Origin of the sequence: Legionella pneumophila subsp. fraseri (assembly GCF_000586315.1) — a bacterium.
GTDB lineage: Bacteria > Pseudomonadota > Gammaproteobacteria > Legionellales > Legionellaceae > Legionella > Legionella pneumophila_B.
Window position 1 is genome coordinate 90,384 of record NZ_JFIM01000002.1, and the last position, 23,657, is coordinate 114,040.

Genomic DNA, 23,657 nt, shown 5'->3' on the forward strand with positions numbered 1-23,657 from the left:
TTATACATGGTAATTGTGATGCAACGCCACTGATTAGCGGTGGCTCAATCTCTTAAGAAAAACTTAGTGGTAAGTAACAAATAGTACACATTTGAGTGAATCGTATCTAATCACTATGCTATTGATTATTTCAATGACTAAATTTTTCATTAAAATTAGCTAAATTTACTGGCCAAATGCGTGTAGGGAGTCTATAAAAATAGTAAGAGGTTGTTAGTTATGAGCAGGCAAAATTTAGAGGAAATCATACAAACCGGGATAGCTGATACAGAGCTTAGCACAGAAATTAGCACAGCTATTAAACGGCCAAGGAAGTATAAGGTTTTATTGCTCAATGATGACTATACGCCAATGGATTTTGTGGTAGAGGTACTGAAGCACTTTTTTCACTTAAATGAGGAGATTGCGATTCAGGTGATGTTACAGGTTCATTTTCAAGGGAAGGGGGTTTGCGGGGTGTTTACAAGAGACATAGCAGAAACAAAAGTCGCCCTGGTAAATGAATACGCCAGAATGAATCAACATCCATTATTATCTAGTATGGAACCGGAGTAAACTGGTGGTGGGTTGGTAAGGAGCAATGACAATGTTAAATAAAGAACTAGAATTCACCTTGAATCTAGCTTTCAAGGAAGCAAAAGAAAAGCGTCATGAGTTCATGACTGTTGAACATTTGCTGTTGTCTTTGCTTGATAATCCAGCAGCAGGAAATGTATTACAGGCTTGTGATGCGAACATCGAGGCATTACGCCGTGATTTAATCGAATTCATTGATGAAACAACCCCAAGAATTCCTGAAGATGAACTGGACAGGGAAACTCAACCAACATTAGGTTTCCAAAGGGTTTTACAGCGTGCAGTATTTCATGTGCAATCAGCAGGTAAAACTGAAGTCACTGGAGCTAATGTATTAGCTGCAATTTTTAGTGAGCAAGAAAGTCAGGCTGTGTATTTTTTACGACGTGAGAACATTACCCGCCTTGATGTTATTAATTATATTTCTCATGGAGTATCAAAATATCAAAATAACGATATGCATGAAAACATGAATTCCTCTATGGACGAAGATATGATGACTCCTGAGGGTAATGAATCTCCGCTCGATAGTTATTGCACCAATCTTAATAGACGTGCAAAACAAGGCAAGATAGATCCACTAATAGGACGTCATGAAGAAATACAAAGAACCATTCAAGTGCTTTGCAGACGTCGTAAAAATAATCCTTTATTAGTTGGCGAGGCAGGTGTAGGTAAAACGGCTATCGCAGAAGGTTTGGCCAGACGCATAGTGGATGGTGAAATTCCAGATTCCATAAGAGGCTGCGTTGTCTACTCGCTTGATTTGGGTGCGCTATTGGCTGGAACAAAATACAGAGGGGATTTTGAAAAACGCTTGAAGGCTGTACTGAAACAGTTAGGTCAGCAAGAAGGAGCCATTTTATTTATAGATGAAATTCACACCATTATTGGTGCAGGTGCTGCATCTGGAGGTGTCATGGACGCTTCCAACCTGATTAAACCATTATTGGCAAATGGTGAATTGAAATGTATTGGCTCAACGACCTATCAGGAATATCGTGGAATATTTGAAAAAGACAGAGCTTTGGCAAGACGATTCCAAAAAATTGATATTTCAGAACCAACGGTCGATGAAACTTTTGAAATATTAAAAGGATTAAAAGGCAAATTGGAAGCTCACCATGGAGTAAAATTTTCAATTCCTTCATTAAAAGCGGCAGCAGAGTTATCTGCAAAATACATCAATGATCGGTTTTTGCCTGACAAAGCGATTGATGTGGTGGATGAAGCAGGCGCTTATCAGAATTTATTGACGGCCAATAAACGTAAAAAAATTATCAGCGTGACTGAAATAGAGAGTGTTGTCGCAAAAATTGCTCGTATCCCAATCAAAAAGGTATCTGCACGCGACAAAGATACGCTGCGTAACCTGGAACGTGATTTAAAATTATTAGTGTATGGTCAAGACCAGGCAATTACTGCGCTGGCTTCAGCTATCAAATTGGGTAGATCCGGACTTAGAGAACCTCAGAAGCCAGTAGGCTGTTTCTTGTTTGCCGGACCAACTGGTGTAGGAAAGACAGAAGTAACAAGGCAGCTGGCTAATGTGTTAGGTATAGAGTTGTTACGTTTTGATATGTCAGAGTACATGGAAAAACACACTGTTTCTCGTTTGATTGGAGCGCCTCCTGGCTATGTAGGGTACGATCAAGGTGGTTTATTGACAGAAGCCGTGACTAAGAACCCACATGCTGTTCTGTTACTTGATGAAATTGAAAAAGCACATCCTGATGTCTTTAATTTGTTGTTGCAGATAATGGATCATGGTACTTTAACCGATACTAATGGTCGTCAAGCTGATTTCAGGCATATCATACTTGTAATGACCAGTAATGCAGGAGCAAGTGAAATTGTTCGTAACTCCATAGGCTTTGCAACGCAAGATAATACCAATGATGGGTTGGAAGTAATTAAAAAGCAATTTAGCCCAGAGTTTAGAAACCGTTTGGATGCTATTATCAATTTTGCTCCGTTGGATACACAGACTATAGGATTAGTCGTTGACAAATTCATTATGGAGTTGGATGAACAATTAAGTCACAAAGGTGTCACTTTTACAGTTGATAAGTCAGCCAGGGAATGGTTGATGGAGCATGGTTATGATAAAGCCATGGGAGCCAGGCCTATGGCAAGGTTGATTCAGGAAAACATCAAAAAGCCGCTTGCTGATGAACTGCTGTTTGGTAAATTAATGCATGGTGGCCACGTCACTTTGCGAGTGAAAGACGGTAAATTACATTTTGACAGTCATGATCATAGAGAAGGAGTTTGTTAAACTGTAGCCATCTTTAGTTCTGTACATGACAGATTTTTTGTTATGTACAGATAAAAATCACAGTAATAGTGAGATAGTAATTGTGACTCATATGCTAATTGCATAATAGATAATCATGATCACAATTACTTTTGCTTACTACTAAACGAATATTATTCCTTTTTGCCTTGTTACAATCTCGCTTAATTATCGATATAATATTTATTTTGAATTGATGTAGAGCCACATGCTATCCGTAATCATTATCACTAAAAATGAAGAAGCTAACATAAGGCGGTGTTTGGAGTCCGTTCATTTTGCAGATGAAATCATTGTATTGGACTCTGGTAGCACAGATAATACATTAGCTATAGCCAGGGAATATACGGATAAAGTATTTTCGACAGATTGGCAAGGCTATGGTATCCAAAAAGATAGGGCTTTACGGAAGGCTAAAGGAGATTGGGTTTTAAATCTTGATGCTGATGAATCGGTCAGTCCGGAATTGCGTCAGGAAATATTACAAGCTATTTCATCGGATACAGCAGATGCATTTCGTATTCCTATACAAATGATTTTTTATAATCAAGTTTTAAAATATTCAGGAAGTCCTAAAAGGCATATACGATTATTTAAAAGAGAGAATGCTTCTTACAGTAAAGACATCGTTCATGAAAAAGTATTGATTCCTGCCAATGCGAGGGTGGGAAAACTGAAAAAACCAATTTGGCATCATTCTTTTCAAGATGTACATCATGTACTTTACAAACTTAACAAATACTCTTCTTATAGTGCCAAAATTCGTATAGAGTCCAATGAAAATGCTGGATTGGTAAAAACTTTTTTTAGTGCCCTATGGATGTTTGTCAGGTGTCTTTTTTTACAGAAAGGATTTTTAGACGGTAAGGCAGGTTTTTTATTTGCAGTGTTTGGGGCGCAAGGTGCTTTTTATCGCGGGGTCAAGCAAATATATAAAGACAAGGATATTAATAAATTACCCGGTGTAAATCTTATAGAAGAGGAAAAATAGTGCGATTAAATATAATGCATGCCAAGGGTATTTTATTAGCTCCTTTTTTCTTTATTTTATTTATGTTTTTTATTCCGATTAGTCCTACGATAAAATCTGTTTGTTTTATTTGCAGTTTAATTGCGGTATTGATTACTCCACAATACAGAAAACATATTTTTTATGCCTATAATACGTTGTGGGGACGCGCTGCCTTTTGTTTGTTTCTTTTTGTTGTTATTGCAAGTTTATGGAGCCCCGCTCCTTATTCAATGCAATGGATGGTCATTGGTAAATATTGTAAATTAATTTATCTCCCTATTTTAGCTACTGGTTTTATTAATCCTAAAGTAAGGACTTGGAGTATCAATAGCTATTTGGCTGCTATTTTTATTACTTGTGTTATTTCCATCTTAAAGGCTAAAAATATTATTGTGTCAGAAGATCCTGGCGAGGTTTTCTATAATCATATTATTACCGGTTTTATGGTTGCATTAGCGGCCTATTTAACAGGATTGCTGGCTTTTCAAAATTCGGGCTGGTTACGAGTTATTTATATCTTCATGATGCTGCTAACCAGTTATCAAGTACTTTTTATTAATACTGGAAGAACAGGTTATTTGGTTTACTTTATTTTGATGTTATTGCTTTTGATACAAAAATTAAACTTCAAACAGGCTTTAGCAGGGATTATTCTTTTCAGTGGAATTATTGCCTTGGTGTATCATCATAGCCCCGTGATGCAAACCAGAATTTATGATTTAATCCAGGATATCAAACTATTAAAGCAACACAATAAAAATACATCGATAGGCTATAGAATGCAGTTTCATCATTATGCCAAGCAATTGATGATGCAACATCCTCTTATTGGAATAGGTACAGGCGGATTTAAATACAGTTACTCACGAGACATTCCTGTTCCCAGTTGGGGTAAAGAGCTGACGGACCCACACAGTCAGTACTGGATGACTTTAGCGGAGCAAGGGTTAATTGGCCTCGGGCTTTTAGTTATATTTTTAGCGAGTTTGTTTATTACATCGTTTCAATTGACTAGCTCCAGACCTATTCTTTTAGGCGTTTTATTTTCTTTTTGTATAGGTTCCATTTCCGATACTATTTTATGCTATTCAACGGCAGGTTATTTGTTGATGGTGATGAGTGCCCTATGTTTTGGCGAGTTGATTGAAAAGCGCAGAGTTAACGAGGTAGAAGAAGACCATCTTGCTCCTTCATCAACCCATACTCCAGCAGCTATAACTCAGAGCTAATCAATAAACAGAAATTTGTTCTACAGGTTTTTGTAATGAGCATTCTTCTGAAACATACCCATCATTGCAAACTACAAGACCTGACGAATTTAATTGTGGATAGACTCCGCCATGCCATAAACAACATCCCATAAGAAATTGTAAATCCATTACAGCATGACGAGTGCAATAGCAAGTTGAATAGAAACCATTATTGCAAACAAGACGGCCAGCAGAAGAGTCACAATAATTTATCCCTCCCATTCTACTGCAACAACCATCAACAGCAAACACAGGAGATGCTGATAAAGCAAACACACTGGCCAGTAAAAATGCTTTTGGTTTCAATATCTTCATCGTGGTTCTCGATTGGTTTTTATTTTTAAGAATAGCATAGAGTTGAATGGATTATTAGTGGAATATAACTAAATGATTAACAATAATCCGGGATAGATTTCTAATAAATAACTGGTGAGAAAACCTGATAATAGTCCAAACAAGTGACCTTGCCAGGATACGCCTTTTTCACCCGGGAAAATTCCCAGAAAAATACCCGCAAAATAATACAGGCTAAGCAGACCAAGAATAATAGTGGTCAAGGTACCGGTTTGGTAAATGTTATATACCAGAAATCCCCAGTAGCCTGTAATTAAACCGCTGGCGCCTATGTGTATACCGCGTTTAGCAAAACACCAAATCATTGTTCCGCTAAAAAGGGTTATCATTATTGTGACAATCAAATAATAATGAACCCCATTAATCAAAATAAAATTACTTAAAACCAGTAAGGGGATGGAGTTAAAAAATAAGTGATTAAAGTTAGCATGAAGTAAAGGGGTCAATAGAATTCCCGGAAGGCCCAAAATATGTCTTGGGATAATGCCAAGAAGCAAAATTTTATTACTAATAAAATGACTAACAAAAAATATTGACCAGGGAATTAGTAGAATTATCCCTAAAATTTTCAGGTTATTTTGTGTTTGAGTGACAATCACATTCAAACTGGCCGTTAATTCGTTAATCATGATTTTGTCGTTGCATCTTGTGTTGATTTGTTTGATTTTTTATCTGATGTAATCGGAGCAACCGTGATTTTACGAAACGGCACAAAAAGTAAAGGCTCAACCAAGGTTTGGTTAACTACCATAGTCCAGTGAAGATGGGGGCCTGTTACTCTTCCTGTCATACCAACCAATCCAAGCTCTTGCCCTTGTTTGACAGGTTCGCCAGTTTTAACCAGAATTTTGCTGAGATGAGCATAAACCGAGAATACTCCCATGCCATGATCAAGGATAACCGTATTGCCTGTGAAAAAATAATCACCGGTGTCTGCTACAATCCCCTGATTTACCGCATACACGGGTTTCCCTTGGTCAGCGGCGATGTCCAGTCCAGAATGCGGATCCCTTGGCTGTTTATTATAAACTCTTTTTAAACCAAATAAGCTGGTTACAGGTCCTCTCAGTGGCGCTGTGAATTGTTTCTCAAATGGATTGGCGTTTGAGTAATTAGCAAAAATTTGGGTTAATTTTTTGGTTTCTTTTTCAATGCGGATTAAATCTTCAGGTTGGGGGTCTACTTTACTTATGTCTTTTATATTTAAAAATTGGGTATTGTAAAATTTTTCACTAACATGGAAGGGAATGGAAGCTTTAATCGGTTTTGTCACGTTGATGTATTGAACAGAGTTGGTATTTTTAAGAGGGATTGCAACGATTAACAACCATTGCCGGGGTTGGGGGCTGGGAAGAACAGGGATACGTTTTCCCTCAAAGTAAGCTTCGGGCTTCTGATTTATATCTATAGGAATAATAGTGAGCCCGCCATTGACAGAATGGTTTTCTGGCAGGGCCAGAGCATAGGACAGCTTGGCTGAGTTCACCAATATAAATAGACAGGCTAATGAATGTAATAGTTTCTTCATGATTTTAATCAATCCTTAATTTGGGTGACCTCACAAGCAAGACTACCTTGTGCTAAACGGATATCAATAGTATCTCCAATTTGTGCTTGTTGGGCAGTAAAGAGTATTTTTTGGTTTTTGCTCACAATGGCATACCCTCTATCTAGTGTAGCCAAGGGACTTACAGCATGCAAAGTGGACAGATTAGTAGACAGTTGATTTTTCAGTTGGTTTACTTTTATGTGAATCTCTTGGGTTAATTGCATTATTAATTGCCGTAGTTGGGTTTTAGTTCGTTCAATTTGTGTTTTTGGATTGTTAGCTTGTAATTGTGTTGAAAAAAGATTTACTTTGTTAATTTTTAAATTAATAAATTGCGTAATAGCAGATATCAACTGTCTCTCCAGGTAATCCACCGTTTGCCAGTATGTTGAGATGGCATGTCTAGGAGATGCAATTTTATCCATCAAATGATTAAGTTTTAATCGTAATCCTTTGACTAGTCTGATGATGGCATCATGCAATCGAGAAATAGCAGTATCAAGAATATTGAATAATTCGCTGCGGCTTGGGGTAACAGCCGCAGCGGCGGCGGTAGGCGTTTCCGCACGATAATCTGCTACAAAATCAGCAATTGTGAAATCTGTTTCATGACCAATACCAGAAACAACAGGAATTGAGCTGATTGCAATTTGTCGAGCAAGGTATTCATCGTTAAATGCCCATAAGTCTTCAATGCTCCCGCCGCCACGCGCCAGGATGAGAACTTGACATCGATTATGGTCATTAGCCAGTTTTAAGGCTTTGATTAGTTGTTGAGGGGCGGTTTGCCCCTGCACCTCACTTGGGTAAATAATAATTTTGGCTATTGGGAATCGACGGGCCAGAGTCGACAGAATGTCCTGGATAGCTGCTCCAGTAGGTGATGTAATGATTCCAATTGTGTCGGGTATTCTGGGCAGTGGTTTTTTTCTTTCAGGATTGAACAAGCCTTCGTTGGCCAGTTTGATTTTTAACTCTTCAAAGCGTTGGTAGAGAACTCCCATTCCTGCTTCAACTATCTCTTCAACAATAAGTTGATATTCTCCTCGAGCTTCATAAAGACTTAATTTACCGCTGGCAACAACTTGTTGGCCATCATTAAAATTTCTAAGCACAGAACCGGAGTGTCGATTTTTAAAAAACGCACAACGAATTTGCGCTGTACTGTCTTTCAGGGTGAAATAGTAGTGTCCTGAAGAGGGCTTACTTACATTGGAAATTTCACCTTCGACATGCACAAGACCTATTTCATTTTCAAGAAAACCTTTCACTTGTCTATTCAGTTGGCTCACGGTCAGTATTGGTAATTGACTACTCATGGTGGCAAAATTCCATCAAATCAAAAGCTTATTAATATCAATAACTCATTAAAAGAAATAAAATTATATTGTAGTAAGATGTTATTTCATTTAAGGTTATACGTTACTATATAGGTAATTAATAAAATAACAATAATAAGGAATGAGGAATGAGAAAGGCGCTGTTTGTAGCTGCATTGCTAACTTCTTCCTACGCTACTGCCGATACACTCTATGAAGCAGTACAATATGGCATGATCGCTAACCCCGATATTTTACTGAATACTGCAAAAGGTTTGTCAGCAAAACAGGCAATTGATAAAGCAAAGGGTGCTTTATATCCTTCTATTGATGTAACTGGCGGATTTGGCCGCCAAAGAAGTGTTAACCCGACATCTGCAGCGATCGATGATACTCCCAGTACTACCCTAAATATAGTGGAATCGGCCGTGGAATTGAGGCAGCGATTGTTTGCTGGTGGGGGGATAATTAATGAGGTTAAGCGTAACCAATACCTTACTCAGGCACAAAAATGGAAAACTCAGGGTATCGCTGAAGATTTGGCATTGGAAATTACCAAAAATTATTTTGCTGTGTTACTGCGTGAACGTTTATATGCTTACTCCATCGAAAATCTTAAAGCACATAAAGCGGTTTTTAAGATGATAAAAGAACGGGCTACTGCCGGGATTACCAGAACCGCAGAGGTTGATCAGGCTAATGCGAGGTTGGCTCTCGCTGAGGCTAATAAAATAAGTGCTTTGGCTGATTTGCAAGAGGTGAAGATCAATTATGCAAAAACAGTGGGCAAATGGCCAGAGAATCTTCAAATGCCCCGTGTTCCAGCAAGGAACAGCTTACCTAATAATTTAGCCAGAATTATAGAAAAAGGACTGGATAATCACCCAACGGTGAAATCAAGTTACGCTGATATCAAAGAAGCAAAAGCTCAGTATGATGTCGCCAGGGCAGCCTATTACCCGGAGGTTAATCTGGTTTTGAATAGCTCAAAAAACAAGAACCTGGGTGGTCTTATCGGTCCCAATGATTCGGATACGGTGGCTGTAAGAATGAATTACAATGCATTTCGTGGTGGTGCTGATGCCGCGCGTATAAGAGAAACGGCGTACCAAGTCCAGGAAGCTTATGAAACAAAAAATCGAACCTTACTGGAGTTGAAAGAAACTATCCGGTTAGCCTGGAATGCTTATGTTGCCTCTGCCTTGCGCATACAGCCTTTGAAACAACACGTTACTGCTTCAAGAAAAACACGTGCTGCCTATCAAGATGAGTTTAAGGTGGGTAAAAGGACACTCCTCGATTTACTCGACTCTCAAAATGAATATTATGAATCACAAATTGAATTGGCCCGCGCAGAAAATGATGAGGTACTTTCCCGCTACCGCATCCTGAATGGAATGGGTTGTTTATTAAAATATTTGAATTTGAGATTGCCAGTCAATGTGGTTAATAATGACGTGTTCTCGTCAGCTCAGACCAATATTTTATTGAATAGAAAAATGGATGAAATCCCTTATCCCAATAATACGGATAATCCTATGGTTCTCACTCATCCTGTTAAGAACATGGAGAAAACTCGTTTAACCAAGTCTATGGTGGATAAAAACACGACTTATCCTCAGCAAATAACGCCCAAGCTATGGTATATATCAGCAGGCTCTTTCAGAGATAGAAATAATGCTATCGCTTTGGTTAAGCGATTAAATGGATTAGGCTTTACTGCTTTCATGAGCCCTTATAAAGATCTTCTATCCGTTTTTGTTGGTCCTTATGAATACAGAGGGCATGCTGGTAATGGAATGGAAAGACTAAAGGAATTGGCTCATGTTGAAGGAGTCCTGGTTACTTTCAAAGAGCCGCCCAAAAAAGCTTAGTGCTATAGCCAAGAGATTTCAGAATGTTATTTTGGAATCTCTTGGTCATAGATCAGTTTTATCCATTTGGACTGGTTTGATACTTTGCTATGTAACAAGTTTTTCCACTCAAGCCGCACCTCTAATCAGTGTGGAAAAAATTCAGAAATTGGCGCAATCCTATCAGGGGGACACCCGGAAACGATTTAACGCATGGGCGAATTTAATTGAATCGCTTAAAAAAAAGCCAGTAAAAATACAACTGGAAAAAGTAAACTCTTTCTTTAATCAATTTAATTATGAAACTGATCCAATAACTGGTGCAAGTGATGATTATTGGAAATCACCAGTAGAATTTATTGTGGATGGGGGAGGTGATTGTGAAGATTTTGCCATCATAAAATATTTCACATTAGTCGCTGTTGGTGTTCCCTCTGAGCAGTTAAGAATTACCTATGCTGCTTCTCTTACTCTAAACCAGGCCCATATGGTGCTGTCTTTTTACCCTACTCCTGAATCAGAACCGCTAATCCTTGACAGTTTGGAAAGTAAAATTCTGAAAGCTTCGGCAAGGCCTGATTTGAAACCAGTTTATAGCTTTAATGCAGAAGGTTTATGGCTTGCCAAAAAAAGAGGAGAGAGTTCATTGATGGGCGATTCAAAAAGTTTGGGCAAGTGGGATGATCTAATGAAACGTATGGAATAAAAAAGGTGATAGACCATGACATTAACTAAGAAAATGGCTGTAGGTGTGTTGATCATGTTGTTATTCGTATTTATAGGAACTTATTTGATCACTATGAATAACGCGCGTAATTTTTTTATCCAACAACTTGAAAGCAACGCTCAAGACACCGCGACATCATTAGGTCTGTCTTTATCTCAATCTTTAATCAATCATGATGTAGCGACCATGAATTCTATGGTTAAAGCTGTTTTTGACAGGGGGTATTTTTCATCAATTAAGGTAAAAGACATAAAAGGCAAACTGATCATTTTAAAGAAACAATTACCACAAGAAAATGATATACCACAATGGTTTGTGAATTTGATAAAATGGCCATCGACTGAAAAGTCATCCTTAATTATGGATGGATGGATGCAAGCAGGAGTTGTTTTAGTAACCAGTGATCCGAGCTATGTTTACGCCTCTTTGTGGCGTAATGCCGTAGAAATGGTAAACGCTTATCTGATTTTTGCATTAGTCGCTTTAGTTCTATGCTATTGCTTTATAAAATATTTATTACAACCTTTAAAACGGGTAACTGCCCAAGCGTTAGCCATTTCAGAACATGAGTTTCCTGTAGAAACAAAGATTCCCAAAACCCCTGAATTGAGGCAAGTTACCCTGGCTATGAATCAAATGGTTACTAAGATCAAATCGTTATTTCAGGATCAGTTGAAACAAACAGAATCCCTTAGAACACAGGTTTATCAAGATGCACTAACAGGAATGAGCAATCGCCGTTATTTTTTACAGCACTTGGCTCTGATTCTGGATAATGAAGATGAATTTATTCCTGGTTATGTTGTGATGCTGGTCATAGATGGCTTGGATGAGCTAAATCAGAAGCAAGGGTATCAGCAAGGGGATCAATTGGTACTAACTGTAGCTAAAACATGTAAAAACTATTGGAAACAATCGTCTGTTAGCGCGCTGGCAAGAATTAACGGCACGACCTTTGCCTTGATTAGCCATGAAAGGGATCCTTTGGTTTTTGAAAAGGAGTGCAGGGAATTTGAGCAAATTTTGAATCAAACTATTACTGATATCAAAATTTGCAAAACACACATGGGGGCTGCAAGTTATTTTCTCCATCAACCTGTCTCCAATCTATTGTCTATGGTAGATCAAGCGGTTAAAAAAGCTCGCGAAACAGGCGTATTTTATTGTCAGAAAGAGCATGATACCTATAAATATCCTCAGTTAATCAGTGGAGATGAGATTAGAAATTCTTTAGAACAGAAAAAAATAAGTTTGTATGCGCAGGCAGTCACGGATGGTAAGAATTGTTTGCATAAGGAAGTGTTTGTTCGAATTCGCAATCAGGAAGGTGAGGAGTTAGGTGCGGGTTATTTTATACCGGTTGCTGAGAAACTAGGTTTGGCCTATCTAATTGATCAGTATGTGCTTAATGAATTAGCCGAACTGGATATTGCAACTCTCACTAATTTTGCTCTTAATATTTCAGAAGATACTTTGGCAAATAAAGTTAATAGCACAGGATATTTGCGGCAATTAGAAGATATTCCCGAGGCTGTCTTGAAAAATCTCTCATTGGAAATTAATGAAGCTCATGTTTTGTCACATTTTTCAAACTCCAAGTCCTTTATCAAACAAGCCAAAAAATTGGGGGTGAAAATTGGGGTTGATCGTGTGGGTATTAAATTTTCTCCCTTGCATTATTTAAGCGATTTAAACATAGACTATTTAAAACTGCATGGGAGTTTAGTGACAGATATTGATGAAAATGAAAGCAAACAGTTCTTTATACATTATTTTCATGAAATGGCTAAGACGATGGATATCGCGATAGTAGCAACGCAAGTGGAAAGCGAGGCTCAATGGCAGGCATTACAAATAGTCCATGTGCCTTGGGGGCAGGGACGCTTTTTGTCTTCAGTAGAATTAATAAAATAAGGAGATGCGAAACAGATTGCTCCGAATGCATAAAAATGACTTCCTGAAAGGCCTTAAACCCGCTATGTGCCTCTGTAAAATGCTATAAGAATAAGGTATGATAAAAATTCAAATAATTACAATAATAATATTAATATGAACTATTTTGGCAATCTGCAAATACGTTTTTTCAAATCATTTTTATTGTTGTTGATTGTTAGTAGTTTAACAGCTTGTGTGGATTTGACGGGCGCACGAAATACTTATATCAAGAAAGAAGAGCAACCTGCAATTTCTCATGTCCCTAACAAGAAGTCCAAAACACAAAATATGTCATCAAAAAAAGGCGAAGTCCATACTATGCTTGGCGGCTTGGGAATTTTCAGTAAGGGGATGTACACACTTCGTGATAAAGTGTCTGAAAAGTACCATATCACGGCTCATAGCACGATGTGGTATAACGCTGGCGCGGTAAGCCGGTATATTATTGACCATTATTATAAAGAAAAAGACCACAAACCAATTATTTTAGTGGGACATTCTTTAGGCGCTAATGAACAAATCAAAGTGGCGCGAAATTTGAATGCCGCCGGTGTACCTGTTGCTTTGTTAGTGACCGTCGATGCAGTATCACAAACTATTGTTCCTCCCAATGTTAAACAAGCTTTGAATGTATATAAACCTGGTTTTGTACCAATGTTTAGCGGGTTAAAACTCAGAGCTGTTGATCCTCAATTGACCAAAATTGATAATGTCAATGTTGATTCGATAAAAGGGATAAAAGTAAATCACTTTACAATTGATAAAGACGAAATTTTACAAGCGATGATAATGGATAAAGTTGATAAGGTGTTAGTTGATGGAAATAAAAAGGGTGCTTAAGGATCGTTTATCTGCACGTGTTTGTGTTATCGGTGCTGGTCCTAGCGGTATTGCTGCCATTAAAAATTTGCAAGAACACGGCATTACCAATGTTACTGTTTTTGAAAAAAACAATCAGATAGGTGGCAATTGGGTTTATGATGAGCAAAATGAGCATTCCAGTGTTTATGAAACGACGCATATCATCAGTTCAAAACGCTGGTCTGAGTTTGAAGATTTCCCAATGCCGGCTGATTACCCGGATTATCCTTCGCACGCCCAGCTTTTAAAATACTTTCAGAACTATGTGGAGCATTTTCAATTAGCTCAATACATTCGTTTTAACACAGTAGTACAAAAGGTACATCGCCTTGATGATAATACATGGCATGTTATCTATGAGGATGGCGAAGGAATTCATGAAGTGTGCTATGACTATTTGCTGGTAGCGAATGGCCATCATTGGGATCCCTTTATGCCAGTATATCCTGGAGTGTTTGACGGGGAGATGCTTCATTCTCATCAATATAAAAAAGCTTCCATTTTTAAAGACAAGCAAGTATTGGTTGTTGGCGGGGGTAATTCAGCCTGTGATGTCGCTGTTGAAATATCGCGAGTTGCTCCTGGAACTTGCATTAGCATGCGCAGGGGATATCATATTTTCCCCAAATTTATTTTTGGTAAGCCAACGGATGTGGCAGTAGCTAAAATACAATGGATGCCATCCTGGTTAAGGCAGAAGTTCATCAGCTTGGTTATTAGAGGATTGCAAGGCCGATATGCCAAGTATAAATTAATGAAACCTGATTGTGGGCCATTGGAAATTCATCCAACCATCAATTCGGAGCTCTTGTATTTTATTCGCCATGGCAAAATACACCCTCGTCCCGGTATATCGAGATTTGAAGGCAGCACAGTTCATTTTACTGATGGAACCCATGGGGAGTTCGATACGGTTATTTTCGCTACGGGTTATCAAATCAGTTTTCCATTTTTCGATAAAAGTTGTATTGATTTTAGTAACTCTACCACCATCCCTTTATATCGAAAAATGATGCACCCCGAGTTTGAAAATTTGTATTTCATTGGTCTATGCCAACCTCAAGGCTGTATTTGGCCTTTGGCTGATTATCAATCAAAAATAGTGGCCCGTATTATTGCGGGAACTTTAAAACGTCCTGATCAATTACATCAAAAAATAGCCAAAGAGATTAATAAACCCCATCACCGATTTAAATCTCACATGCGCCATGCCTTAGAGGTCGATTATCATATTTTCAGAAGAGAATTATTAGAAATGCTAGGCCAAAAATCTAAGGGACTGAAATCCTGTTCCTAGCTCTTTATGATTATGTGAATATTATAACCCGGATGATCAAATCAGCTCTATGTCAGTTCGCCTTTATCATGATTTCAATATCGGACATGGTTTACAGATTAATTTCAGATGATTGGCGTTTTAATAAAGAACACATCAATTGTTCGACATTGTTACGGTGAGGATTTTCCTGTAACAGTATGGCTTTGGTTCTGTCTTCACAATATCCTTTAACTTCTTTATCAGGCAATATGTAAAATCTTTTTTGTTCCACTTCTCTTACTATATGTTCCGCAACTTCAATGGCGGGACGGGAATGTGCTAATAATTCATTTAATTGGCTATTAATAAGTGAATTATCAAATTTTGCACTGTTGGATAATAATGACGTATCTGTAAAAGAAGGAAATACCACAGAAATATCAACAGGTTTTTTAAGACGATTCAAATCAAAATATAATGATTCCGATAAGGCAAGTACGGCATGTTTTGACATAGAATAAGCACTCATTTGTGATCCTGTGCACAAAGCATACATACTTGCTGTGTTGATGATATGCGAACGAAAATTCTGTTTGAACAAATAAGGTGAGAATGACCGAATCATATTAACCATCCCATATAAATTCACTTCCATTACCTGGCTAATATCGGTAGATTGTAACTCCCAGGCTGGAAGTAATTTGCCCATGATTCCTGCGTTATTAAAAATCCAATCTATTTGTCCGAATTGTTCATAAACAAATTGTGATAATTGTTCTACTTCAATGGATTGGGTAACATCACAGGGTACAGAAATTACCTGATTTGGAAATTCTCTCAAAAACTCGGACATTTCTTTGTTAAGTTTATCTGCATTATTATCCACCATAATCACAGTTTTCTCTTTTTGGAGACAAACTCTACATAAAGCAAGCCCTATTCCACTTGCTGCTCCTGTGATAATAACTACGTTCATATGCTGCCCTTAATAAAATCGGATCAAATATTCTAGATGACGGTTGTCTAGCAAACATTAAATTTTAAAAATATAGTTTGATGTTTGGCAAGGCTTACAAGAAGTGTATCATGGGAAGGACGCTGTGTTCATTCATGGATTACTGATTTTACAATCCCATACCAAAATATCTCTAAAACTTGAATGTTAAAGCCCCTTGATTAGCCCAATAGTTTAATATTCATGAATTATTGTCTACAGTTATTTATATGCCATTGCTTTTTTGAAAGGTTAAAACATGAGCCTTAAGCGAAAAATAGCTGTAATTGGTTTAGGTTATGTTGGTTTAACCTTAGCTGTTGCTCTTGGCAGGATTTCAAGGGTGATAGCTTATGACAGTAATTTATCTCGAGTTTTGGAACTTCAAAAAGGCCATGATAGAAATTTGGAAGTTGAAGATGATGCTTTAGTTGTAAGTGATCTCCTATTAACATCCGAACCAAAGGAACTGGAAAATGGTGATTTTTATATCATAGCCGTTCCAACTCCATTGAATAAAAACAGGCAGGTTGATTTCTCAATGTTGTTTGATGCAACAAAATTGGTTGGAAAATGTCTCAAAAAGGGAGATATTGTTGTTTACGAATCGTCTGTTTATCCTGGAGCTACAGAAGAGCAGTGTATTCCGTTACTTGAAAAAAGCTCCAAATTAGTTTGTGGCGAGGGTTTTTCTGTAGGCTACTCTCCGGAACGTATTAATCCCTCAGATCAAGAGCATGTTCTTCAAAACATAGTGAAAATTGTTTCTGCCACTGATAGAGATACTTTGAATATTATCTCAGAAGTGTATAACAGCATAATTAGCGCAGGAGTTTTTCCAGTTTCCTCCATACGCGTCGCTGAGGCGGCAAAGGTTATTGAAAATGCGCAAAGGGATATCAATATAGGTTTTATAAATGATATTGCTGTTATGTTGCATCATCTTGGCATTGATACAGCGGAAGTGATCCAGGCAATGAAAACCAAATGGAATTATATCCCTTTTCAACCTGGATTAGTGGGTGGTCACTGTATCGGAATTAATTCATATTACTTGATGTACAAAGCGGAGGAGATTGGATATTACTCAAACCTTATTATGGCGGGAAGGCAGATTAATGAATCCATTGCAAAATTTATCGCAGAACAAACCATAAAACAGTTAATTCGCCAGGGAAGTGCTGTAAAAAGGGCGCGAATTGCAATTTTAGGATTAACCTATAAGGAAAATTGTTCTGATCTCCGCGACACCCGAGTAATTGATATTATTAGAGAATTACAATCCTATGATACCGAGCTATTTATTCATGATCCTATCGCTGATGCTGTAGCCGCAAAGAAACATTACGGTATCGAACTGCAATCCTGGGAAAATCTTAATGATCTGGATGCCATGATTTTTACTGTGTCACATCAATACTATTTGACTATGGACAGACATGAAATAAAAAATAAATTAAATTGGCGCGGCCTTATCATGGATGTAAAAGAAATTTTTAATTATGAAGAGTTCAAGGATACTGGAATTTTACTCTGGAGGCTATGAATGGCGCATATATTAATTACCGGAGGATGTGGTTTCATAGGTTCTCATCTTGCTGCCTTTCATTTAGAACAGGGAGATGAAGTTTTGGTTGTAGATAATATGAGCTCGGGATCTATAACTAATTTGCGGTTGTTTCAGGATAATCCACTCTTGCGCATTGAAAATAAAGACATTCTATTTTGGGAGGACTTGCCTAAAGCGACTAAATGGGCTGATCGAATCTACCACATGGCTGCGATTGTTGGTGTCTTTAAAGTGCTTTCAGAACCTGTTAATGTGATTAAGACAAACATATGGGGTGCTCAACGTTTGCTGGAAACAATCACTGAAAGCGGCTCGCTTGCAAGAGTTTTATTGGCATCCTCTTCTTCAGTTTACGGAGCAATAAAGCGCCCAGATCTTAATGAAGAAGATGATTTGGTAGTTAAAATGAAAAATTACTCTCTATCAACCTATATGATCAGTAAAATTACTCAAGAAGCAATCGCTCTGGCTTATTATAAATCCTATCAAATTCCCCTAACTTTAGTCAGGATGTTTAATGTCATTGGACCTAAGCAAACCGGAAGATATGGAATGGTTGTTCCAAGATTTGTGCAACAAGCTTGCAATAATGAGCCAATCACCGTCTTTGGGGATGGAACTCAAACACGCTCGTTTTGTGATGTCAGAGATGCTGTAAAGGTCATGGATTTATTACTACACATCAACAAATCTGTTGGTGAAATTGTCAATGTGGGGAATACCCAGGAAATTTCAATTAGCCAATTGGCCGATTTGGTTAAAAAACGTACAAAATCACGATCAAAAATTCAATATATTTCTTATGAAGAAGCCTATGGACCAGGGTTTAGAGATACTACTCAAAGAAAGCCGGATTTAAGTAAACTTTATAGCATGATTTCCTATAAACCCATGTGGACTTTGGAAAATACAATAGATGATCTCGCCTCGGCATATCGAGGCATACAACAATAATGATAAAGGATTAATGCTGGATGCGAATTTTATTTATCAATACAGGTCCATGGGGTACAGGAAGCTTTACTGTCATTAAAGGTTTATCTAAACAATTAGTTAAATCAGGACATCAAGTAAAAATTTTTTTCCCTGATTCCAATTTGGAATCTGTGGATAAGGATGAATATTATAAAAATACTTACATTTATAAAATATGGGAGTTTCCAATTAGCAAAGATTCAGTTGCTATTCCTACTTTTCCATTAATGATTACGGATCCACATCCCCGAAATCCAAATGCCATAACTTTTAAGAGTCTTACAAAACAACAAATTGCATTCTATGAGCAACAATTGACTCATGAGCTAAAACAATTGATTCAAGAATTCCAGCCTGATGTTATTGAATGTCATCATATTTGGTTAAGTAGCTGGGTATTGTATCAGATGAATGTGAATTATACTGTTGTTGCACATCATAGCGATCAATTGGGTTTGAAATATTATCCAGCGATTGCAGAAAAGGTATGTGCCAGTGCACATGGGGCTAAAAAGATTATTGCAATTTCCGAATCAGTTAAGCATGAGGTAATGCGCCTTTATCACATTCAGGAAAAGCAAATCGTAGTTCTCTCGAATGGGTATGATGATAGCATTTTTAAAAAACGGCCTGTTATGAGAGATTCTTTTCTTGCGGAGTTAGGAGTTCACATAGAGCCGGATATTCCAATAATCAGTTTCGCAGGAAAAATATCTCGCACCAAGGGAGTAGATTTTATATTAGCAGCAAATAAATTACTTCAATCCCAAATTAATGTTCATTTTATTATGATGGGCTCAGGTTCTATTGAAGAATTTTGTGAAAAATTAGATCCTGAACGAATTGATTTGAATAATATGCATTTTATAGGTCAGCAGATCCCTGAAAGGGTAGCTAAAGTGCATAATATTTCTAAATTAAGTGTGATGCCTTCACGCAGTGAAGGTTTTGGGATATCCGGTTTAGAAGCTATGGGATGTGGGCTACCAGTTGTTGTGACACGTTGTGGTGGTCCTGAGCAATTTGCGGTAGGTAAAATTCTTGAGAGAAAGGATCCTGTTTTACTCGCTCAAGCCATATTGGATTTGCTGGCTCTTTCTGAGGTTGAATATCATAATTTAAGCTTGGAAGCCACACACGCAGCAGAGCAATACAGTTGGGAACGGATTACAAAACAGCATCTTGAACTGTATGCTGAACTGTTGAATAATAAAAATTAGTGTTATGATGACTTAGATAAAAAATGAAGTTTAATTTTGTTACAGGATAACAACAGAGTAATTTTTCTGTCAAAATAAGGATCATTGTGAGTTTTAAACTTGTTCTCTTATCATTCATCTTATTGTTTTTTTTTCAATTTGAAATTTGCTTTGCAGATCCCAATCAAATTAAAACCAATACGACTCTGGAAGAGATTAAAGCTGCTTATAAAAAGAAAAATTTCGATCAAACGATTAAACTGAGTCAGGATTATTTAAGTGCTTTCCCTAAGGATGTTGATGTTTCTCTGTATAAAGGATTAGCTTTCAGTCAATTAAATCAATGCGATAAGGCTATCCCTGTTTTTAACTCTGTTTTGGATAGTTATCCACAATATCTGGATGCCAGATTAGGCTTAATTAATTGTCTTTTAAAAAGTAATAATTATAGTCAAGCTCTTGAAACAGTTGAGCAAGGACTGACCATTAATCCTCATCATAGTGAACTTTTATTTTTGAAGGCCAAAATCTTATTTTTATTGGATAGAAAGCAAGAAGCCAGGACAGTGTTAAATCAAAATTTGAAATATAATCCTGCAAATCAACAATCAATCCTATTGTTAAATAATATGGAGAAGGAAGAAAAAAGTGAGAGCGCCAAACAGTTTGTCAATGAGATAGGCTCAACCCAAACGTCCAAAAGAGTCCTGCTCCCAGGCAGAAGAAACTTGGAGTTAGTGACAGATGAAATCAAACGCCCTAAATTGATAATGGGAGCTTTTATGGACAACATGTCTGTTAATATCCCCAGACAATATTGGAATTTATCCAATTTTTACGGTTACTGGGTTAATTCTTTAGGAGCTTTTGGTGGCTCAGTGAATTATGCTACGCGCTATAATCAGAATGCGACACAATTAGAAGTAGACGCTTATCCTAATATTGGAAAATATGCAACTCTGGATTTGACCTATGCTTATGCTAATAAGCCTGAGTTGTTTCCCGATGAATTGGAGAGTGGAGAACTGCATATTTATTTCCCATATGAAATAGATGCTTCTTTTGGTGGCGCGCACAGAGAAATTGCTCATTTTACTCTTAATTCAGTGACAGGAAGTATTAATAAATTCATAGGCAATTACTATTTTAATTTTCGCCCAATCCATTTTATTCCTGGCTCAGGGCCAACTTCAACCTTATATCGCTTTGGAGTTCGTCGATATGGGGAGGATCCCAATCAATACATTGGATTTGTATATATGGATGGAACATCGCCAGATTTAACGGATTTATTAACAGTTGATTTTATTAAAATAAAGGATCGATTGTTTCTTTTCGAGGTTCAGCAACCACTTAATAAAACAATTTCTATTCAATATGGAATAGGTTATGAGGAAATGTTGTATCCCAAACAACTTCTTCGGACATTAGTGCATTTCGATCTTGGACTAAAAGCGGGTTTCTTGTGATCATAATAAGTGAACTACAATTCAGGCTCATTGTTTATTTTATAATAATTGAATTTATTATTATCTTATCTTTTATAATCGCTTCCTATATTTCAAAATTATATTTTTTTATAAAGAAAAGAAGAAATAAAAAGGCATATGATAACTTAAAAGACCTCATTCTCCAAAATAAACCTATTCCTTCCTATTTAGCAAAAAATGTTGAAATAGGGTTACGTGTATTAAAAAAAATTAAACCAGAAGATATTCCTGACTGGGAAAAAAAGAGAATTGAAATCATACGCGATCTAATGTTACCTCAAGCACGTCAGTTTATTAATAGAAGGTCATGGGAAAAAAGATATCTTTTAGTATTGTGTTTTGATTATTATATTAGCTCTAAGGACTATAGCTTACTTATCAAATTAATTAAGGATAATAACCTAATAATTAGTTTTAATGCCATGAGAGTTGCTTCCAAAATAGGGCATCCCGAGCTTTTAAAAGAAATATTAGAGCGATTGAAATCAGAGGCCCATATTTTTCATGCTTTTGCAATTCATTCATTGGCTTCATCCCCTGAGTTGATCAAAATTATTGGAGAAGTATTAACTTCAACGGATAATCCTTGGCTGAAAAAAATTTGTTATGAAATATTGCGAGTGACAAGCAGTATTCCTGAGTATTTTGATTTTACCGAAGCTGATTGCTATAACGAAAATATTAATGTTCGCCTTGCCGCTATTCGTGTTTTGCCATACATAGATAAAAATCGTTATCTTGATACTTATAAACAACTTATTCATGATAAAAATTGGATAGTTCGTAATGTTATTGTGAGAACTTTAGGGGAGTTACAAGATCCTGCCTCCCTGGATTTATTAAAATGTTCACTAAAAGATAAAGAATGGTGGGTTAGAACGAATGCTGCGAAAACTCTGTCATATTATGGTGTTTTAGGCCAAAAAATTCTTGAACAATACAAAGATGACAGAGAAAAAACGACTACCGGTGAAGCAGATTATTTTTTAAAAATTCAACAAACCAGGAATGAAGCGGATGATGATTAATCTTCTTGTTTTTATTAACTTGTGTATTCTTTGCTATTTTATTTTTTCCCTGGTTGCTTATACTATTCTTTTAATTTATTCTTTTCCTGAAATCATAGCCAGCTATAAACTATCAAAGTACACCAATATCTATTCAATTATAAATAAAAAACATTTGCCACCAGTAACGGTGCTTATACCGGCTTATAAAGCGGAGCAAACTCTTGCAAATGCTGTTTGGTCTGCTTTGAAATCAGAATACCCAAATCTCTATGTTATTGTTATTTTGGATGGTGATCCCGACGGTAAAACTTTTAATGCAATCACAGAAATTTTTAAATTTGAAAAGCTTGAACTTATCAATGAAGAGCCTATTAAAACAGCGAAGGTGAATCAGGGCTATATCTCTAAAACACACTCCCACCTTATGTTAATCGATAAAGAGCATTTTGGGGTAGGTGATGCTTTGAACGTTGGATTAAATTTATGTTTTACTCCTTATGTTATGACTTTGGACGCCGATTCTGTCATAGAGCCAGATGCTATATCAGAAATGATTCATTATATGCTTAGTAATGAACATACTATTGCCGTTGGTGGAGGGGTGTATTTATTAAATGATTGTAAGGTACATCAAGGGAAAATTGTTGAAGCTAACTTACCAAAAAGATGGATCTCAGCATTACAAATTAATGAGTATATGCGGTCTCATTTATTTAATCGTACCGCTTGGAATCGTTTTGGTGGAACTATGTCTTATTCTGGGACAGCGACTCTTTTTCAGCGTCAAGCACTTTTAAATGTAAATGGTTTCGATACCACTAATTTTTCACAAGATGCAGAAGTTATTATAAAACTCCATGAATATTATCGTCGTAAAAAGATAGATTATTGGATAGGGTTTACTCCAAAGGCTGCTGTTTGGACAATGACACCCAATAACATCAAATCGTATACTATACAACAGAATCATTGGAGAAGAGGCCTCTTGCGCTCTACTCTTCATTATTGGTATATGTTTCTAAATCCCCTTTATAAAATACAGGGTTTGATCAGTTACCCTTTCTATATGTTACTTGAAATCCTGGCGCCTTATGTTGAATTTACAGCCTATGTTTGTGTATTTATCGCGTACTATATTGGGATTCTAAACGGATATTCTGCGTTGCTTTATATAATTCTCGCTTGGGGATTCAGTTCTTACCTCAGTCTGGCCAGTGCCTTTATTAATCTGATAACCTTTAACAAATATCGTAAATTTAATGATGTACTTAAAATTTTTGGTTTATCCATAATAGACATGGCAGGTTTCAGACAGTATTTGATTACAGTTAAAGTATGGGCTTCATTTCACTACATCATTAATAGAATATCAGGCAAGCCCCAATAGAATAAAAGATAACTTTTCACTCGGATTTTAAAATTATGATGA

Annotated in this window: 20 protein-coding genes; 15 read left to right on the forward strand and 5 right to left on the reverse strand. The window is 36.9% G+C overall.

Going from position 1 to position 23,657, the window contains the following annotated elements:
- The first annotated feature begins 219 nt into the window (after nt 1-219).
- From clpS to CC34_RS0102955, 4 genes are all read left to right on the forward strand, one after another.
- Complete coding sequence (gene clpS / locus CC34_RS0102940; protein WP_027221175.1) at nt 220-555, forward strand: ATP-dependent Clp protease adapter ClpS; 336 nt, start codon at nt 220-222, stop codon at nt 553-555.
- A 31-nt stretch (nt 556-586) separates the two neighbouring features.
- Entirely contained in the window at nt 587-2,854 is a 2,268-nt protein-coding gene (gene clpA, locus CC34_RS0102945) for an ATP-dependent Clp protease ATP-binding subunit ClpA (protein WP_028377917.1), read from the forward strand.
- Nucleotides 2,855-3,080: 226 nt separating this feature from the next.
- A complete protein-coding gene (locus tag CC34_RS0102950) occupies nt 3,081-3,863 on the forward strand; it encodes a glycosyltransferase family 2 protein (RefSeq protein WP_028377918.1) in 783 nt (260 codons plus the stop codon).
- Complete coding sequence (locus CC34_RS0102955; protein ID WP_028377919.1) at nt 3,863-5,113, forward strand: O-antigen ligase family protein; 1,251 nt, start codon at nt 3,863-3,865, stop codon at nt 5,111-5,113. The genes CC34_RS0102950 and CC34_RS0102955 overlap by 1 nt, the downstream gene beginning before the upstream one ends.
- Here the strand turns inward: CC34_RS0102955 and CC34_RS0102960 are convergent, their stop codons facing one another.
- The 4 genes from CC34_RS0102960 to xseA form a co-directional block, all read right to left on the reverse strand.
- A complete protein-coding gene (locus CC34_RS0102960; protein WP_028377920.1) occupies nt 5,114-5,449 on the reverse strand; it encodes a hypothetical protein in 336 nt (111 codons plus the stop codon).
- 68 nt (nt 5,450-5,517) lie between these two features.
- Nucleotides 5,518-6,117 (reverse strand): rhomboid family intramembrane serine protease, encoded by a 600-nt coding sequence (locus CC34_RS0102965; RefSeq protein WP_028377921.1) that lies wholly within the window; start codon nt 6,115-6,117, stop codon nt 5,518-5,520.
- Entirely contained in the window at nt 6,114-7,016 is a 903-nt protein-coding gene (locus tag CC34_RS0102970; RefSeq protein WP_028377922.1) for a M23 family metallopeptidase, read from the reverse strand. The genes CC34_RS0102965 and CC34_RS0102970 overlap by 4 nt, the downstream gene beginning before the upstream one ends.
- 8 nt (nt 7,017-7,024) lie before the next feature.
- On the reverse strand, nt 7,025-8,356 hold the full coding sequence (gene xseA / locus CC34_RS0102975; RefSeq protein ID WP_028377923.1) for an exodeoxyribonuclease VII large subunit: 1,332 nt from the start codon (nt 8,354-8,356) through the stop codon (nt 7,025-7,027).
- A 149-nt stretch (nt 8,357-8,505) separates the two neighbouring features.
- On the opposite strand from xseA, the gene CC34_RS0102980 reads away from it, so the two are divergent.
- The 5 genes from CC34_RS0102980 (at nt 8,506) to CC34_RS0103000 (ending at nt 15,029) form a co-directional block, all read left to right on the forward strand.
- Complete coding sequence (locus CC34_RS0102980; RefSeq protein WP_028377924.1) at nt 8,506-10,230, forward strand: TolC family outer membrane protein; 1,725 nt, start codon at nt 8,506-8,508, stop codon at nt 10,228-10,230.
- Nucleotides 10,181-10,915 carry a transglutaminase-like cysteine peptidase gene (locus tag CC34_RS0102985; protein ID WP_027227539.1) on the forward strand — a complete coding sequence of 245 codons (735 nt, stop codon included), beginning with the start codon at nt 10,181-10,183 and terminating at the stop codon, nt 10,913-10,915. The genes CC34_RS0102980 and CC34_RS0102985 overlap by 50 nt, the downstream gene beginning before the upstream one ends.
- A gap of 15 nt (nt 10,916-10,930) precedes the next feature.
- A complete protein-coding gene (locus CC34_RS0102990) occupies nt 10,931-12,850 on the forward strand; it encodes a bifunctional diguanylate cyclase/phosphodiesterase (protein WP_028377925.1) in 1,920 nt (639 codons plus the stop codon).
- A gap of 135 nt (nt 12,851-12,985) precedes the next feature.
- A complete protein-coding gene (locus CC34_RS0102995) occupies nt 12,986-13,711 on the forward strand; it encodes a hypothetical protein (RefSeq protein WP_027227541.1) in 726 nt (241 codons plus the stop codon).
- On the forward strand, nt 13,689-15,029 hold the full coding sequence (locus CC34_RS0103000) for a flavin-containing monooxygenase (RefSeq protein ID WP_028377926.1): 1,341 nt from the start codon (nt 13,689-13,691) through the stop codon (nt 15,027-15,029). The genes CC34_RS0102995 and CC34_RS0103000 overlap by 23 nt, the downstream gene beginning before the upstream one ends.
- Nucleotides 15,030-15,120: 91 nt before the next feature.
- Here CC34_RS0103000 and CC34_RS0103005 read toward each other — a convergent pair whose 3' ends face one another.
- The gene (locus CC34_RS0103005; RefSeq protein ID WP_027227543.1) at nt 15,121-15,966 is read right to left on the reverse strand and encodes an SDR family NAD(P)-dependent oxidoreductase; all 846 of its coding nucleotides are present in this window, start codon (nt 15,964-15,966) and stop codon (nt 15,121-15,123) included.
- Between the two features lie 277 nt (nt 15,967-16,243).
- Between CC34_RS0103005 and CC34_RS0103010 the strand changes: the two genes are divergently transcribed.
- From CC34_RS0103010 to CC34_RS0103035, 6 genes are all read left to right on the forward strand, one after another.
- A complete protein-coding gene (locus tag CC34_RS0103010) occupies nt 16,244-17,530 on the forward strand; it encodes a nucleotide sugar dehydrogenase (protein WP_027227544.1) in 1,287 nt (428 codons plus the stop codon).
- The gene (locus CC34_RS0103015) at nt 17,531-18,508 is read left to right on the forward strand and encodes an NAD-dependent epimerase/dehydratase family protein (protein WP_027221191.1); all 978 of its coding nucleotides are present in this window, start codon (nt 17,531-17,533) and stop codon (nt 18,506-18,508) included.
- 20 nt (nt 18,509-18,528) lie between these two features.
- Entirely contained in the window at nt 18,529-19,749 is a 1,221-nt protein-coding gene (locus CC34_RS0103020; protein ID WP_028379138.1) for a glycosyltransferase family 4 protein, read from the forward strand.
- A gap of 86 nt (nt 19,750-19,835) precedes the next feature.
- Nucleotides 19,836-21,197 (forward strand): YaiO family outer membrane beta-barrel protein, encoded by a 1,362-nt coding sequence (locus CC34_RS0103025; RefSeq protein ID WP_050598191.1) that lies wholly within the window; start codon nt 19,836-19,838, stop codon nt 21,195-21,197.
- Entirely contained in the window at nt 21,194-22,246 is a 1,053-nt protein-coding gene (locus CC34_RS0103030; RefSeq protein ID WP_032830220.1) for a HEAT repeat domain-containing protein, read from the forward strand. The genes CC34_RS0103025 and CC34_RS0103030 overlap by 4 nt, the downstream gene beginning before the upstream one ends.
- Nucleotides 22,236-23,615 (forward strand): glycosyltransferase family 2 protein, encoded by a 1,380-nt coding sequence (locus CC34_RS0103035; RefSeq protein WP_229309701.1) that lies wholly within the window; start codon nt 22,236-22,238, stop codon nt 23,613-23,615. Before CC34_RS0103030 ends, CC34_RS0103035 begins: the two co-directional genes overlap by 11 nt.
- The last annotated feature ends 42 nt before the right edge of the window (nt 23,616-23,657 follow it).

Excerpts from the sequence above, each read along its gene's own strand:
- CC34_RS0103005 (WP_027227543.1), bottom strand. The coding sequence starts at position 15,966 with ATGAACGTAGTTATTATCACAGGAGCAGCAAGTGGAATAGGGCTTGCT.
- CC34_RS0103015 (WP_027221191.1), top strand. The coding sequence starts at position 17,531 with ATGGCGCATATATTAATTACCGGAGGATGTGGTTTCATAGGTTCTCAT.
- clpS (WP_027221175.1), top strand. The coding sequence starts at position 220 with ATGAGCAGGCAAAATTTAGAGGAAATCATACAAACCGGGATAGCTGAT.
- CC34_RS0102985 (WP_027227539.1), top strand. The coding sequence starts at position 10,181 with ATGTTGAAGGAGTCCTGGTTACTTTCAAAGAGCCGCCCAAAAAAGCTT.
- CC34_RS0103000 (WP_028377926.1), top strand. The coding sequence starts at position 13,689 with ATGGAAATAAAAAGGGTGCTTAAGGATCGTTTATCTGCACGTGTTTGT.
- CC34_RS0102980 (WP_028377924.1), top strand. The coding sequence starts at position 8,506 with ATGAGAAAGGCGCTGTTTGTAGCTGCATTGCTAACTTCTTCCTACGCT.
- CC34_RS0103010 (WP_027227544.1), top strand. The coding sequence starts at position 16,244 with ATGAGCCTTAAGCGAAAAATAGCTGTAATTGGTTTAGGTTATGTTGGT.
- CC34_RS0102960 (WP_028377920.1), bottom strand. The coding sequence starts at position 5,449 with ATGAAGATATTGAAACCAAAAGCATTTTTACTGGCCAGTGTGTTTGCT.
- CC34_RS0102970 (WP_028377922.1), bottom strand. The coding sequence starts at position 7,016 with ATGAAGAAACTATTACATTCATTAGCCTGTCTATTTATATTGGTGAAC.
- CC34_RS0103035 (WP_229309701.1), top strand. The coding sequence starts at position 22,236 with ATGATGATTAATCTTCTTGTTTTTATTAACTTGTGTATTCTTTGCTAT.
- xseA (WP_028377923.1), bottom strand. The coding sequence starts at position 8,356 with ATGAGTAGTCAATTACCAATACTGACCGTGAGCCAACTGAATAGACAA.
- CC34_RS0102990 (WP_028377925.1), top strand. The coding sequence starts at position 10,931 with ATGACATTAACTAAGAAAATGGCTGTAGGTGTGTTGATCATGTTGTTA.
- CC34_RS0102995 (WP_027227541.1), top strand. The coding sequence starts at position 12,986 with ATGAACTATTTTGGCAATCTGCAAATACGTTTTTTCAAATCATTTTTA.
- clpA (WP_028377917.1), top strand. The coding sequence starts at position 587 with ATGTTAAATAAAGAACTAGAATTCACCTTGAATCTAGCTTTCAAGGAA.
- CC34_RS0102965 (WP_028377921.1), bottom strand. The coding sequence starts at position 6,117 with ATGATTAACGAATTAACGGCCAGTTTGAATGTGATTGTCACTCAAACA.
- CC34_RS0103020 (WP_028379138.1), top strand. The coding sequence starts at position 18,529 with ATGCGAATTTTATTTATCAATACAGGTCCATGGGGTACAGGAAGCTTT.
- CC34_RS0102950 (WP_028377918.1), top strand. The coding sequence starts at position 3,081 with ATGCTATCCGTAATCATTATCACTAAAAATGAAGAAGCTAACATAAGG.